This window comes from Dorea sp. AM58-8 (assembly GCF_003464045.1).
GTDB lineage: Bacteria > Bacillota > Clostridia > Lachnospirales > Lachnospiraceae > Claveliimonas > Claveliimonas ammoniilytica.
The window spans coordinates 137,012-152,347 of sequence record NZ_QSDM01000005.1 but is presented as its reverse complement, the minus strand read 5'-3'; the positions used below and the strand labels follow the sequence as shown (position 1 = coordinate 152,347).

The following is a 15,336-nucleotide window of genomic DNA, read 5'->3' as shown; positions in this document are numbered from 1 at the left end:
GTGGTAACACATGTAGCTGACTGATACTAATCGGTCGAGGGCATAACCAAGACGGAGATAGGTAAGAAGATGTAGAGTTTCTTGTATACGGTTTTGAAGGTATATATGAGTAAGGCTGTAGACCATAAGGTTTGCAGTCTTTTTTAAAGAATAAGAAATCAGTAAGATTCATATTGACTATTGGGGTGTTTCGTACTAATATATTAAAGAACACGAAGAAGAGACGAGTAGCATGTGTTGAAGGACACAGAGAAAGAAGCATTTGGTGGAAGCTTCTTGACTGATCATATGTGAAGACCAGCTCTGAGTGACCCTAATCCGGTCCGGTGATACCGTTATCATCAGTAATGAGATTTTCCATAGATGATTTATACATAAGTAATTTATGCATGGATAATTCTAGTTGAGATATGACTTAGGAGATGGAAGATGAAGATGGGTGGAACCACGATAGATATATCGTCCCTGACATTGTTTTAAGACAGTGCCAGGGACTTTTTTATATGGCAAAGAGGGTAGAAAGTCAGAGGCACGATCTTAAAATCAGAAGTATCTATTTTATGCTCATATACAGGAGCGCACATTTATATCATGAGGAGGAAATTAAAATGAAGATCACATTAAAAGACGGATCTGTCAAAGAGTATGCAGAAGCAAAATCAGTATATGATATTGCATCAGACATCAGTGCAGGTTTGGCAAGAGTTGCCTGTGCAGGAGAAGTGAATGGAGAAATCGTTGATCTTAGAACGGTAGTAGATCAGGATTGCGAATTGAATATTGTAACAGCTAGTGATCCGGAAGGACTCAGAGTTATCCGTCATACAGCATCTCACGTGCTGGCTCAGGCGGTTAAGAGAGTGTTCCCAAATGCGAAGATCGCTATCGGACCGGCAATCGACGATGGTTTCTATTATGATTTTGAAGCAGAACCATTTTCAAGAGATGATCTGGATAAACTGGAAGCAGAGATGAAGAAGATCATCAAAGAAGGACATGAATTAAAGAGATTTACACTTCCTAGAGAAGAAGCAATTGCATTTATGAAAGAGAAAGATGAGCCATTCAAGGTAGAGTTGATCGAAGATCTGCCGGAAGGTGAAGAAATCTCATTCTATGATCAGGGAGAATTTGTAGACCTGTGTGCAGGACCGCACCTGATGAGCACAAAGGGCATCAAGGCATTTAAGCTGACATCATCATCTATGGCATACTGGAGAGGTGATTCCGAAAAAGCACGTTTGCAGAGAATTTATGGTACTGCATATAATAAGAAAGAGGAACTGAAAGCACACCTCGAGAAAATGGAAGATGCAAAACGCAGAGATCACAATAAACTTGGCCGTGAGATGGAATTATTTACAACGGTAGATGTGATTGGACAGGGACTTCCACTCTTCCCACCGAAGGGAACGAAGATGATCATGAAGCTGCAGAGATGGATCGAGGATCTGGAAGATAAAGAGTGGGGCTATGTACGTACCAGAACTCCGCTGATGGCCAAATCTGATCTGTATAAGATTTCCGGACACTGGGATCACTACAAAGACGGAATGTTCGTACTGGGTGATGAGGAGAAAGATAAAGAAGTGTTTGCACTTCGCCCGATGACTTGCCCATTCCAGTACTATGTATATAAGAATACACAGAAGTCATATCGTGATCTTCCTTACAGAATGAGTGAGACATCTACGCTGTTTCGTTCAGAGGATTCAGGAGAAATGCACGGACTGACACGAGTTCGTCAGTTTACAATTACTGAGGCTCACAATGTTATCCGCCCGGATCAGGCTGAAGAAGAATTGAAGAACTGTCTGGATCTGGCATACTATGTGCTGACTACATTAGGACTGCAGGATGATGTGACATATCGTCTGTCTAAATGGGATCCGGCTAATAAAGCAAAATACCTTGGTGATGACAATTACTGGAACAGCACACAGGATGCGTTGCGTGCCGTACTTCATGAGAAGAATGTGCCATTCGTAGAGGCTGACGGAGAAGCTGCATTCTATGGTCCAAAGATCGATATTCAGGCTAAGAATGTATATGGTAAAGAAGATACCATGATCACAATTCAGCTTGACTGTGCGATTGCTGAGAACTTCGATATGTATTACATTGATCAGAATGGCGAGAAGAAACGTCCTTACATCATTCACAGAACATCAATGGGGTGCTACGAGCGTACACTTGCATGGCTGATCGAGAAATACGCTGGCAAGTTCCCGACATGGCTGTGTCCGGAGCAGGTACGTGTACTTCCTATTTCTGAGAAATACGCAGACTATGCGAATGAAGTATGCAAAGAGCTGAAGAAAAATGATATCGACGCTACAGTTGATAATCGCTCAGAGAAGATTGGATTCAAGATCCGTGAGGCGAGACTGGATAAGCTGCCATATATGCTAGTAGTCGGACAGCAGGAAGAAGCAGACGGAACAGTGTCTGTAAGAAGCCGTTATGCAGGCAATGAAGGAACCAAGCCACTTGCTGAGTTTGTTGATGCAATCTGTAAAGAGATCCGAACAAAAGAGATCAGAAAAGAATTGCCGGAAGAAGAAAAGGCAAGATAATAATTAGAATGAAAATAGCTGGTACACAGTGCTGTTAAGAATCGTAGATTCAATGTGCTGTGTACCAGCTATTTATTTGCATTTGGCATGCATTATACTTCGGCATGGTCGGAGACATACTTTTTAAAATTCATAACAACCGGTGCCTGGTATACATTTTTTAAAGTAGCCATATAGAAGAGTCTTTCCCAGGATGGGGTTGCGATGTCTATGATGGATACAGGCATGTAGGAAAGAATCGGCATCTTCGGAACGACAGCAATACCAAATCCGGCACCGACAAGTCCGGCAACACCCTGATCTTCTTCCATAGAATAAGCAATCTCCGGATAGCCGCCACATTTTTCAAATAGTTTATCAATGACCTGCCTTAGACCACTTCGTTTAGAAAAGACGATATGTGGATAAGCAAGTGACTCTTTCAAATCTATAGAAGTCTTACCTTCCAAAGGATGTTCTTTGGGTACAATCAGTACGAGCTCCTGTTTGGCAACAGGGGTAAATTCGATCAAGGGCTCATTATCCATCTTTGAACAGAATGCAATATCATATTTCCGCTCTTTTAATCCCTGGATCATGTCAGAGGTAAGACCGATCGAACTGTGAAAATAAAAATCAATCTTCTTATTAGGTGTGGAATCTAAAAAACCTTTCACAAAGTTAGGTACAACAGTGCTGCTGAGTACACGAAGTTCAGCAATGTCTATCCGACCTTCCCCCAATCCTGTCATTTGAAGCTTATTGACGCTGGAATCAAGCATATCCAGAGCCTGTTCAACATCAATCAGAAAAGCCTGTCCACATTTGGTAAGTACCACATTGCGGCCATCCTTTTCAAAAAGCTTGACACCGAGTTCCTTTTCCAGAGATGAGATTGCATGACTCAGGCTGGGCTGGGTAATGGATAGGATTTCAGCTGCTTTTGTATAATGTTCCAGATGAGCGAGAGTAGCAAAATATCTGAGATGATAGAGATTCATAAGATATTCTCCTTTTCTGATTAATATTTGTATCTTCCCGTTATTTGTAAGTGAGTATTCAGTTATATTATCGTACCATGAATTGCCAATAAAATCCATAAACAAAATCTATTGATTGTGACAGAATTATCAATTTGTCTTTTATTTAACGATTGAGTATAATACAGGCATAGAAAATATTACAAGATTGAACAACCAAATCAACGGTATAGTATTCAATTTCACAATGGAGGTAGAATTATGTCAAAGAAGAACCCAATCACAGTAAGCTCATGGACACTTGGAGATCAGTGTAAATTTGAAGATCGTGTAATTGCTGCCAAAGAAGCAGGATATGAAGGAATCGGTCTTCGTGCAGAGACTTATGTTGATGCTTTGAATGAAGGACTTCATGATGAAGACATTCTTGCAATTCTTGACAAACATGACATGAAAGTAACAGAGGTAGAGTACATTGTTCAGTGGTGTGAAGAACATCGTTCATACGAACAGAAGTACAAAGAGCAGATGTGTTTCCATATGTGCGAACTCTTTGGAGTAGGTCACATTAACTGCGGACTGATGGAAAACTATTCTGTAGAGTACACAGCTCAGAAGTTAAAAGAACTGTGCCAGAGAGCCGGCAAATACATCATTGGTGTTGAGCCGATGCCATACAGTGGAATTCCGAACCTCAGAAAGGATGGGAAGTTGTAAAAGCTTCCGGATGTGACAATGCAATGCTGATTCTTGACACATGGCACTGGGTAAGAGCTGATCAGCCGTATGATATTCTGACACCGGAAATTGCTAAGAAAGTTATTTCTATCCAGATTAATGATGCTTATGACAGACCGTATGCAGCTTCAATCTTAAGAGATGAGTCTATGCATGATCGTCTTGCACCGGGAACAGGAGCAAAGGATACAGCAGGATTTGTTAAGATGATCAAAGACGCCGGAATCGATCCAAAGGTTGTTGGTGTAGAAGTAATCTCTGATGAGATCCTTGGAAGAGGAATTGATGCAGCAGCTGCTTATACATATGAAAACACAGAAAAAGTATTAAAAGAAGCTTGGCCAGAACTGGTAGACTAATTTAGAAAACAGATTCATTGAAAAGAGAGGTAAAATAATGAAATTCAAAAATATGTTTTCTCCGATTCAGATCGGACCTATGACAGTTAAGAATCGTTTTGTAGTTCCCCCGATGGGAAATAACTTTGCTAATTCAGATGGAACATGGAGTGATCAGTCCGTTGCATATTACAGCGAACGTGCAAAAGGACAGTTTGGCCTGATTACGATTGAAGCAACTGTAGTACATAAAGGTGCTAAGGGTGGTCCTAAGAAGCCTTGTCTGTATGATGACAACAGTATTGAAAGCCTGAAGAGAATTACAGACGCCTGTCACGCAGAGGGAGCTAAGATTTCTATCCAGCTTCAGAATGCAGGACCGGAAGGAAATGCTAAGAATGCGGGAGCACCAATCGAGGCAGCTACAGCAATTGCTTCAGCAGATGGAAAAGACATTCCGGAAGCAGTACCAACAGAAAAAGTGTATGAACTTGTAAAAGGATATGGTGATGCAGCAGTTCGCGCGATGAAGGGCGGCGCTGATGCAGTAGAAATCCACATGGCACATGGTTATCTTGTGAATTCATTCATGTCACCAAGAACCAATAAGCGTGTTGATGAATTTGGTGGAAGCTTTGAAAACAGAATGAGATTTTCTCGTCTGATCATTGAAGAAGTTAAGAAGAAAACAGAAGGAAAGATTGCCGTTCTTGCACGTATCAACAGTACAGAAGATATGTTTGGCGGACTTGATAATCACGATATGTGTGCAGTAGCAGCTTACCTGGAAGAGTGTGGAATTGACGGACTTCATGTATCTCGTGCAGTACATCTGAAAGATGAGTATATGTGGGCACCTACAGGTATCCACGGCGGTTTCTCTGCAGAGCTGGTTGCTAATATTAAGAAGTGTGTATCTGTTCCGATTATTACAGTTGGTCGATATACAGAACCACAGTTTGCAGAACAGATGATCAAACTTGGCAATGCAGATCTGGTAGCATTTGGACGCCAGTCATTGGCTGATCCTCATACTCCGGAAAAAGCGCAGGAAGAAAGACTGGAAGATGTGACACCATGTATCGCCTGTCTGCAGGGATGTGTTGCCAATATGTATGCCGGTAAGCCACTTTGCTGTCTGGTGAATCCAGTACTTGGTCGTGAGGTTGAAGGACTTCCGAAGGCTGAAAAAGCGAAAAAAGTATACGTGATCGGTGGCGGTGTAGCAGGTATGTGTGCAGCATTCACAGCTAAGAGACGTGGTCATGATGTTACTTTATTTGAAGCAACAGATAAACTTGGCGGTAATATGAGACTGGCTGCTTACCCACCGGGAAAAGGTGATATCACAGGCATGATCAGAAGCTACATTGTAAAATGTGAAAAAGCCGGCGTTAACATCAAGATGAATACAAAGGTGACAGCACAGATGTTAAAAGAAGACACACCGGATGCAGTTATCCTTGCAACAGGATCAGAGACATTAGTACTTCCATTCATCAAAGGTATCCACAATCCGGATATTGTATATGGTGTTGACTGTCTGGAAGGAACACGCCCGGTAGGACACAAAGTCTTAGTTGTTGGTGGCGGTATGGTAGGTGCAGAGACTGCGGACTTCCTTGCAGAACAGGGACATGAAGTAGCTGTTATCGAAATGAGAGATGCGATCGGACCGGATGTAATTCATGAGCACCGTGTATTCCTTATGGAAGCATTTGAAAAATATGGTATCAAGCAGATCACAAGTGCTGCTGTATCAGAGATCTTCTCAGATGGTGTAAGCTACAAGAATGCTGCAGACAAATCTGACGAGACAATCTATGAGGCAAGAGGATTTGATACCGTAGTTCTGTCTATGGGATTCAGCTCACGCTATACACACCGTGATGGTCAGAACGTAGTATATGACTTCGCGGAAGAATTAAAAGACATCGTACCAGAAGTTCACTTGGTAGGTGACGCTGTAAGAGCACGTCGTGCACTGGATGCTACAAAAGAAGCATACGATGTAGCATTAAAATTGTAAATCTTATAATAACATACATATTCATATGGCAGTCCGTGATATACGGGCGCTCATAAAAAAGAAGACCAGGAGGATTAGGATCATGGAAAAAAGAATTTCCGGACACACAGGCTTAATGGGATTATTTGGAACACCGGTAGGACATTCAGGATCTCCGGCAATGTACAACTTCAGTTTCCAGCATGACGGACTGGATTATGCATATCTGGCATTTGACGTAACGGAAGAAGAGATGCCAAAAGCATTTGATGCAATTCGTTTATTCAAAATGCGTGGTGGTAACTTTACTATGCCATGCAAAAATATTGCGGCAGAGTTAGTAGATAAGCTTTCTCCGGCAGCAGAGATCATTGGTGCCTGCAATGTATTTGTTAATGATGACGGTGTGATCACAGGTCATATTACAGATGGTGTTGGATTCGTTAAGAATCTTGAACTTAACGGAGTACCTGTAAAAGATAAAAAGGTAGTTGTACTTGGCGCCGGCGGAGCAGCTACAGCTATCCAGGTTCAATTAGCACTTGACGGAGCAAAAGAGATCAATATCTTCAGCATTCAGGATAAGTTCTTCGAGAGAGCAAAAGGAACACAGGCTAAATTAGCAGAGAAGTGTCCGGAATGCGTTGTTACCGTTGATGATCTGGATGACAAGGCAAAACTGGAAGAAGCAGTTAAGGCTTGTGATATTCTGGTAAATGCAACAATTATGGGAATGAAGCCACATGAGGATGTAACACTGGTTGACAAATCATTGTTCCGCAAAGACCTGGTTGTAGCAGATACAGTATATAATCCGGAGAAGACAAAGATGATCGTTGAAGCAGAAGAAGCCGGATGCAAAGCAATCGGTGGTGTAGGAATGCTTCAGCAGCAGGGTGCAGTAAACTACGAACTGTTCGTTGGAAAAGAGATGCCACTTGCCGAGTATCAGGAATTTCAGAAGGCACAGGCAAAATAAAACAATTCGACAAAGGAGATTGAGGGAATGAAAGCAAAAAAATATTTATTGTCTATCATTTGTGTCTATTTTTGTTATTTGACACATGGTATTCAAGCTATTATTTTAAGCCAGAATAACGTAAATTTTGCTAAACAGTGGGGATTCAATATGTCAGACCCACAGTCTGCAGCATATGCAGCGGGTATTGCAGCGGTTAGTACAGCAGTTGCATGGACCGGTTTCGGTAAATTCGTCAGTGTGTGGATCGGTGGAGAAATCTCTGACCGCGTAGGACGTAAGAAATTAATGATCGGCGGAGCTATCTTATATATCATCTGCTTCCTCGGATTCCTATTTACAAGCAGTGCTGTAGTTGCTTCTGTCTGTGGATTTGTTGCTGGAGTTGCAACCTCAGGATTCTGGGATGCATCCGGATACCCGGCTGTACAGGAAGCTTATCCTGCAGCACCTGGTTCTGCACTGATCGGAATCAAATTCTTCGTTTCATTGTCTGGTATGGTGTATCCGCTCCTGGTTGTACATAACGCAAGCAATGGAAACTGGAAATTAAATGTAATCATTCCGGTTGTATTGTCAATCGTTTGTTTAGTACTTGCAATTGTTGCTCCATTTGTTTATGATGATCAGAAGAAGGCATCAGAAGAAAAAGGTGGCAAATCAAATGATGCAGTACAGGCAGAGATTGATGCAGCTAAGGCAGCGATGCTTACTAAGCCAAACAAATTTGTAGTATTTCTGGTAATGTTTTATGCATTCCTTTGCATGGCGATCATGTATGGTGCACAGCAGTATACAAAGGCATTTGGATTATCCGTATGTGGACTTTCCGAGATGCAGGCAGCTGGTATGACTTCCATTTATACAATTGGATCTATCTGTGCAGTAATTTTCTGGGCATTCATGATGGCTAAATTAAAATGGAGTCCGCTGAAAGTTATCCTGATCGATTCTATCTGTACAGCAGCTGCACTTGCAGGTGTACTGTTTATCCATCAGGTAGCAATCATTTACATCGCAATTGCAATGTTAGGATTCTTTGCAGCAGGTGGTGCTCTTCAGACAGGTCTTGCAGTAGTTCAGTTGTTTAACCCAGGACCAAAGGGAAGAAACACGGGTATTTATTACACATTCATGGGTGCAGCAAGCTACCTGATCCCGGTAGTAGCAGCACAGCTTACAAAAGCATCAGGTGAGGCTAATGCAGTTTACACCCTTATGATCATGTTATTAGTATTTGCAATCCTTGCTATTTTAAGTTCCCTCTACTTAGTAGCTCAGCACAAGAAAATCTTCGGAAAAGGTGCAGTGTAGAATATAATAAAGAAAATTGGGACTGGCGTTCCGAAAGATGTTATCATCTATAAGAATACAGTCCCGTTTTTTTTAGAATGTATTGTTAAAAAAAAGACATTCATAAAAATTACAGTTAAAATAAGAGGAAAACCCAGTTATTCTATAAAATTTATCTATAAAATAACTGGCATTGTGTTTAGGCGACTGAATTGCTGGAAGTATATAGTACAATACTGTGTAATAAATTATAAGATAAAGGAGGACGCTCAAAGATGAGTCCGAAAAGAGCAAAAAGAGCTAATGAACTTCCATATATTCCACTTGGCCCATTTCAGTGGAGAATTCCAGGGGTTCATTATAAAATTGAGTATGTAGAGTTTTTTCAGGGTCTGATCCTTGGCGCTACAGCTTTAAGTTCGATTCCGTACCTGACTGATAATCTTGGACTTCCATATGAACTTGCATGGAGCTGTGTCATCATTGAAGTATTTATGTATATGCTTCACGGATGGCTGGGAGATCCGGTTGTTCCTGGATGGATCACCCCGACCCTGCCATTTACTTTGGCATATTTGAATGGATTTGAAAAAGGACCTGAGCGAATTCAGGCAATGATCGCATTGCAGCTGCTGGTAGCCTTTGTATTTATATTTATGGGAATCACTAAGCTTGCAGATAAATTTGTAAATGGTGTGCCGAATTCTATCAAAGGTGGTATTTTGATCGCAGCACCGATTACAGTATTGCAGGGACAGTTGTCTGACGGAAGTCAGTTGATGACTGCACCGATAGCGACACTTGCAGGTACCTTGTTACTTGCATTTCTGAGTTTTTCACCGTTCTGTGAAAAGAACAGAGATAAATATAAAATACTGGATATTATGGCGAAATATGGTAATTTATTCCCATATCTTGTTGCTATGTTAGCCGGAGTTGCACTTGGAGAATTGTCAAAACCGGTTCTGGAACTTGGAACAGTTATCAGAATTCCTGATTTCAGTAATATCTTCCATACAGTCAGCATTTTTGCAGTCGGATTCCCTCCGATTTCAAAATTCATCAGTGCACTTCCGTTAGCATTGATCTGCTATGTACTGGCATTTGGAGATTTTGTTACGTCTAAGACACTGGTAGCAGAGGCACAGGAGAGCCGAAGTGATGAATATATTGACTTTAACTCAAGCAGATCGAACCTGATCAGTGGTCTGAGAAACCTGATCCTTGCAATATTCGCACCGTTCCCACCACTGGCCGGACCGCTCTGGGTAGGTATGACAGTATCCGTTGCTATGCGTTATAAAGAAGGAAAGAAAGCAATGAAATCTCTGATCGGTGGAATGAGTTCTTTCCGTATGGCAACATTTCTCAGTGTTATTTTGGTGCCGATCGTGTCATTCATGAAGCCGATCATGGGTGTTGGTTCAGCAATCACTCTCTTATTCCAGGCATATGTATGTGCAAGAATCGGTATGGAATATTGTAAGACAAGCACTGATAAGAGTATTGCAGGTGTTATGGCAGCAGTTCTGGCATTCAAGGGTTCAGGCTGGGCATTGGTTGTAGGTTTTGCAATGAACCTGATGTTATCGAACATGGAATTCCAGAAGAGAAAACTGGGATTGGTTGACACAGAGAATGTAGATCAGATTGAAACAAAGGACAATGAGCCTTCATAATATATGACAGCGTAACAGGGAAAACCGGAATGAGTCCGGCTTTCCCTGTTTTTCAGTTGTGAAAAGATTGCGACCAACCTCTTCCTATGGTAGAGTATATTATATGTAGAGAATACTATTATTATCATATATTAATAGAGAAAACAGTCGGAGGAACGGACATGAGACAGGAAGCATGCGCAATGTGTGATTCCACGTCGGGAATGATGCTTGCAGCTGATCTTACAGAAGTTGCGTTGGAGGACGTTTGCAAATTGGCCGGAGTTCACAGATACTTCATTTGAAAATGTGTATCACTTGTGGTAAAATTGTAGAGTTAATAAAAGATTGATAATGTGATGGAGGTTAATAGATAATGGAAGCATATAAACAGGAATTTATTGAATTTATGGTAGAGAGTAATGTATTGAAATTTGGCGAATTTACATTAAAGAGTGGCAGAAAATCTCCGTTCTTTATGAATGCAGGAGCATATGTGACCGGTTCGCAGCTTAAGAGACTGGGGGAGTATTATGCAAAGGCGATCCATGATACTTATGGTGATGATTTTGATGTGCTGTTCGGACCAGCATATAAGGGGATTCCACTTAGTGTAGTGACTGCTATTGCATACAGTGAGCTGTACGGAAAGGAAGTGCGTTACTGCTCAGATAGAAAAGAAGAGAAGGATCATGGTGCAGATAAGGGTAAATTCCTTGGAAGCAGCCTGCAGGATGGTGATCGTGTAATCATGATCGAGGATGTAACCACTTCCGGTAAATCAATGGAAGAGACTGTACCGAAGGTAAAAGGCGCAGCTAATGTCGAGATTGTAGGCCTGATGGTATCTCTGGACCGTATGGAAGTCGGCAAAGGCGGCGTGAAGTGTGCGCTGGATGAAGTGAAGGATCTGTATGGATTTGAGACAAAAGCGATCGTTACGATGAAAGAAGTCGTAGAGCATCTGTATAACAGAGAGTGTCAGGGTAAGGTTGTGATTGATGATACTTTGAAAGCTGCGATTGATGCATATTATGAGAAGTATGGAGCAAAATAGCAGGAGGTGTAAGTATGAACGAAAAGGCATATAAGACAATGGGACTTACGGGAGCAGCGAATATCGCGATCGGTATCGTGGTGATGGTTATCGGCGTGGCAGCCGGCGTGGTAGCTGTGATCGGAGGAGCAAGACTTCTGAAGAACAGAGAGGGACTGATGTTCTAATATGAGTAGAAATAAAAGGGGAAAGGGCATGCGCCTTCTGGGGAAGGTGCTGTTCGTATTATATATAGGATTTATCATTTATTTCCTCCTGTTTTCAGATCTCTATGGTCGAACAGGTGTTATGGAGGAATATCGATATAATCTGGTACTGTTCAAGGAAATTAAAAGATTCTGGCAGTACCGTGAACAGCTTGGATGGTATGCGATGTTCACAAATCTTTTTGGAAATGTGATTATTTTTATGCCATTTGGGTTCTTCCTGCCGATGGCGAGTAAATACCGCAGCTTTTTTGCAGCGGTATTTTACAGTTTTACACTGAGCCTGTGCGTGGAGACATTTCAGTTGTTGACGAAGGTGGGAAGTTTTGATGTGGATGACCTGCTTCTGAATACAATCGGTGGAGTGGCAGGATATATTATATTTGTTATTTGTGCAGCAGTAAGGAGGCGGCATGTTAGACTATCTACGAGAAAGCGCAGATGAAAGAGCGATACGAAGAGAACATACGAAGCGCGAAAAGGAACGCAGGAAGAGAAGAATACACAAATACGGTCAGATGGAACTGAAGTATTCCAGAAGAGGATGCGTCTCCTGTATGCTGGCAGTTCTGTCTGCGTTTTTGTTGATCAGTATTTTCTCTGTGTCATATCTCAGACATGGTAATGTGAATATTCTGATCGGCATTGCAGGGCTTCTGGCACTTGTGCTTGCCGTATCCGGACTCAGACGGGGAATCGAAGGCTTCAAAGAACGCAATAAAAATTACATAACCTGCAAGGTCGGAACGGCATGTAATGGAATCCTTTTGCTCATTTATCTTGCAATATTTATAAGGGGGCTATTTTAAATGACAACAGAACGATATGAACTGGCAGCAGAGCGAATCAGACAGATACCGAAGGAAGAGGCGGTCAGCCTTCCTTTCCGGCGGTATTTTCAGAGTGTGTCTGAATTTGTTCTGCTGCTTCTTGATTTGAAGAAAATGATGGAAAACGGAAGCTATGGGAAGCTTTCGATAGAAGAAAAGAAAGAATGGAACTATAAGCTATATGCAGATATTCTGCCGGAGCAGTATGAAGAGAGTTATGCGAATCCGACATATGCAGTGGAGGAGCTTGGCGAGGATTACGGCCAGATCTTAAGCTTCCTGTATGCAGAAGTTCGTGGAGGAATTGCCTGGGTATTTGAAGGAAAAGAAGAATACCTGACGATTCTGATGGAACTTTTTCTGGAGGTCTATAGCTGCTTTGCGGTGGCAGAGGCTGAAGAAGGGCGTGAGGTTTCACTTCATGAACTGAAAGATATTCTGTATTGGTATGCCAGTGATTACTGTGATGTATTTGCGGCGGATCGAATCTGTGATCAGATTGATCCGTCCAGGGATTTTGCACAGAACATTATTGAGAATGCAGATCTTACGAACGCAGAGTATTTGTACAGCTTTGGGGAATATATTGGCGAGAACCAGATCCGTACAGCAGAGCATCTGGCAGAGCTTCCGGAGGAAGTGATCCGTAAGATGGCAGAGGTGTATACCGAAGGTTACCGCATCGGTTTTATTAATACGGGCAAAGATCTGTCTAAGAAATCGGTTGTCAGTATCCGTTACGTGCTGGGATTTGAACGCGTGATCAAGCTTGCGATTGCAAACTTTGCGAAGATGGGACTGAAGCCTGTAATCTATCGCGCGGGCGTCAGCGTCCTGACAAAAGCGAGAAATGGACGCGCCGGATATTATGGAGGTATCCCGAATCCACAGTATGATTATGACCATAAGGATGATATGGGATTATTTTTGAATAAACGATTCATCGAGCGGAAGCTGGAAGTAATGAAGCATACGTATGAGGAACACAAGGAGCTGGCAGCGCAGTTTGCTGGACCGGCAGTGATCGAGACCTTTGGCGAGAAACCATTTATCCCGGAAGTTAAGGAAGAAGCGGTAACGCTGAATGAGAAGCAGGAAAAGATCTTCCTGTCTTACACCAGCAAAGCGGGGCAGCTCATGAATACCTATATCAAGGGTGAGGAAAGAAGCTTCACGATTGTGGCTTATCCGGTGCCGGAGATTGGCTCGAAGTATGAAGAAATCTTCAACGAGACGATCCGGATCAATACGCTGGATGCGGCATTGTACACGAAGGTACAGCAGACGATCATCGATGCGCTGAATCAGGGAACTTCTGTGCATATTCTCGGACGTGGCAAGAATAAGACAGATCTTACCGTACAGTTGCATACGCTTCAGGATCCGGAGAAGGAGACTATATTTGAAAACTGTGTGGCAGATGTGAATATTCCGGTGGGTGAGGTGTTTACTTCACCACAGCTACAGGGAACGAATGGTAAGCTGCATGTGACACAGGTATATCTGGGTGAATTGCAGTACCTGGATCTGGAAATGGATTTCCTGGATGGTAAGATCGCAGATTACCGTTGCAGTAATTTTGATAATGAAGAAGATGGTAAGAAATATATCGCAGACTATGTACTGCATAATCATGAGACACTTCCGATGGGTGAATTTGCCATTGGCACGAATACGACTGCCTATGTGATGGGAAGAAAATATGGCATCGAGGACAAGCTGCCGATCCTGATCGCGGAGAAGACGGGACCGCATTTTGCAGTAGGCGACACCTGCTATAGCTGGTGTGAGGATGTCAGAGTCTATAATCCGGATGGAAAAGAGATCATTGCAAAGGATAATGAGATATCCCTGCTCCGGAAAGAGGATGTGTCGAAAGCATACTTCAACTGCCATACGGATATTACCATTCCGTATGATGAGCTGGGAAGTATCCGTGTGCAGACAGCAGAGGGAAAAGAACTCTCAATAATAGAAGACGGAAGATTTGTGCTGCCGGGCACAGAGGTGCTGAATGAGCCGCTGAACCAGGAAAATGCATTATAACTGGTCATTAATTCATCTAATAAGTAACTTGGGTAAATGCATTGAATAATTAGTTCTGCTTATGCTATGATATGAGCGTAAATAGGAAAACAGACACATTTTCGGAAGAGAAAGGATGAAAAAGATGCCAAAAGTAGGAATCGTAATGGGCAGTGACTCGGACTTAAAAGTAATGAGCAAAGCCGCTGACATGCTGGATAAACTTGGAATCGAATATGATATGACGATCATATCCGCACATCGTGAGCCGGATGTATTTTTTAAATATGCGGGATCAGCAGAGGAGAAAGGCTATAAAGTAATTATTGCGGGCGCAGGAATGGCAGCACATCTGCCGGGAATGTGTGCAGCGATATTCCCACTTCCGGTCATCGGCGTACCGATGTCCGGCAAGAATCTGGATGGACAGGACGCACTCTATTCTATCGTACAGATGCCGCCTGGAATCCCAGTTGCGACAGTAGCAATCGACGGAGGCATGAACGCAGCAATCCTGGCAGCCAGAATGCTGGCTGTATCTGATCCAGAGCTCCTTGACAGACTGAAAGCATATACGACAGAGATGAAAGAGACCGTACAGGGTAAGGATGCAAAGCTTCAGAAACTCGGACATAAGGAATATATGGAACAGAAATAGTAACTATTCAG

Annotated in this window: 15 protein-coding genes; 14 read left to right on the top strand and 1 reads right to left on the bottom strand. The window is 42.4% G+C overall.

The genetic code is table 11. The features are described 5' to 3' along the window. Window positions 1-608: 608 nt before the first annotated feature. The gene (gene thrS, locus DXA18_RS06125) at window positions 609-2,576 is read left to right on the top strand and encodes a threonine--tRNA ligase (RefSeq protein ID WP_118383147.1); all 1,968 of its coding nucleotides are present in this window, start codon (window positions 609-611) and stop codon (window positions 2,574-2,576) included. A gap of 92 nt (window positions 2,577-2,668) precedes the next feature. Here the strand turns inward: thrS and DXA18_RS06120 are convergent, their stop codons facing one another. Beyond that, entirely contained in the window at window positions 2,669-3,556 is an 888-nt protein-coding gene (locus tag DXA18_RS06120; protein WP_118383146.1) for a LysR family transcriptional regulator, read from the bottom strand. 240 nt (window positions 3,557-3,796) lie between these two features. Here DXA18_RS06120 and DXA18_RS16715 point away from each other — a divergent pair, with 240 nt between their 5' ends. The 13 genes from DXA18_RS16715 to purE all read left to right on the top strand — a co-directional run bounded on the left by DXA18_RS16715 (window position 3,797) and on the right by purE (window position 15,325). After that, a complete protein-coding gene (locus tag DXA18_RS16715; RefSeq protein WP_330424437.1) occupies window positions 3,797-4,252 on the top strand; it encodes a hypothetical protein in 456 nt (151 codons plus the stop codon). A 23-nt stretch (window positions 4,253-4,275) separates the two neighbouring features. After that, window positions 4,276-4,632 carry a hypothetical protein gene (locus DXA18_RS16710; RefSeq protein WP_330424436.1) on the top strand — a complete coding sequence of 119 codons (357 nt, stop codon included), beginning with the start codon at window positions 4,276-4,278 and terminating at the stop codon, window positions 4,630-4,632. Window positions 4,633-4,669: 37 nt separating this feature from the next. Further along, a complete protein-coding gene (locus tag DXA18_RS06110; RefSeq protein ID WP_118383145.1) occupies window positions 4,670-6,640 on the top strand; it encodes an FAD-dependent oxidoreductase in 1,971 nt (656 codons plus the stop codon). An 82-nt stretch (window positions 6,641-6,722) separates the two neighbouring features. Further along, window positions 6,723-7,598 (top strand): shikimate dehydrogenase, encoded by an 876-nt coding sequence (locus tag DXA18_RS06105; RefSeq protein ID WP_118383144.1) that lies wholly within the window; start codon window positions 6,723-6,725, stop codon window positions 7,596-7,598. A 27-nt stretch (window positions 7,599-7,625) separates the two neighbouring features. Beyond that, window positions 7,626-8,912 carry an MFS transporter gene (locus tag DXA18_RS06100; RefSeq protein WP_118383143.1) on the top strand — a complete coding sequence of 429 codons (1,287 nt, stop codon included), beginning with the start codon at window positions 7,626-7,628 and terminating at the stop codon, window positions 8,910-8,912. Between the two features lie 254 nt (window positions 8,913-9,166). Then, window positions 9,167-10,570, top strand: a complete 1,404-nt coding sequence (locus DXA18_RS06095; RefSeq protein ID WP_118383142.1) for a hypothetical protein — start codon at window positions 9,167-9,169, stop codon at window positions 10,568-10,570. Window positions 10,571-10,731: 161 nt separating this feature from the next. Further along, window positions 10,732-10,854 carry a hypothetical protein gene (locus DXA18_RS16325; protein WP_278337062.1) on the top strand — a complete coding sequence of 41 codons (123 nt, stop codon included), beginning with the start codon at window positions 10,732-10,734 and terminating at the stop codon, window positions 10,852-10,854. Window positions 10,855-10,925: 71 nt separating this feature from the next. Then, window positions 10,926-11,606, top strand: a complete 681-nt coding sequence (pyrE, locus tag DXA18_RS06090; RefSeq protein ID WP_118383141.1) for an orotate phosphoribosyltransferase — start codon at window positions 10,926-10,928, stop codon at window positions 11,604-11,606. Between the two features lie 14 nt (window positions 11,607-11,620). Further along, window positions 11,621-11,773 (top strand): hypothetical protein, encoded by a 153-nt coding sequence (locus tag DXA18_RS15775; protein ID WP_199665545.1) that lies wholly within the window; start codon window positions 11,621-11,623, stop codon window positions 11,771-11,773. 1 nt (window position 11,774) lies between these two features. Continuing rightward, window positions 11,775-12,257, top strand: a complete 483-nt coding sequence (locus tag DXA18_RS06085; protein WP_118383140.1) for a VanZ family protein — start codon at window positions 11,775-11,777, stop codon at window positions 12,255-12,257. Beyond that, window positions 12,226-12,621 carry a DUF6142 family protein gene (locus tag DXA18_RS06080; protein ID WP_118383139.1) on the top strand — a complete coding sequence of 132 codons (396 nt, stop codon included), beginning with the start codon at window positions 12,226-12,228 and terminating at the stop codon, window positions 12,619-12,621. The genes DXA18_RS06085 and DXA18_RS06080 overlap by 32 nt, the downstream gene beginning before the upstream one ends. Then, the gene (locus DXA18_RS06075; protein WP_118383138.1) at window positions 12,622-14,688 is read left to right on the top strand and encodes an aminopeptidase; all 2,067 of its coding nucleotides are present in this window, start codon (window positions 12,622-12,624) and stop codon (window positions 14,686-14,688) included. Window positions 14,689-14,812: 124 nt separating this feature from the next. Beyond that, window positions 14,813-15,325 carry a 5-(carboxyamino)imidazole ribonucleotide mutase gene (gene purE / locus DXA18_RS06070; protein WP_118383155.1) on the top strand — a complete coding sequence of 171 codons (513 nt, stop codon included), beginning with the start codon at window positions 14,813-14,815 and terminating at the stop codon, window positions 15,323-15,325. The last annotated feature ends 11 nt before the right edge of the window (window positions 15,326-15,336 follow it).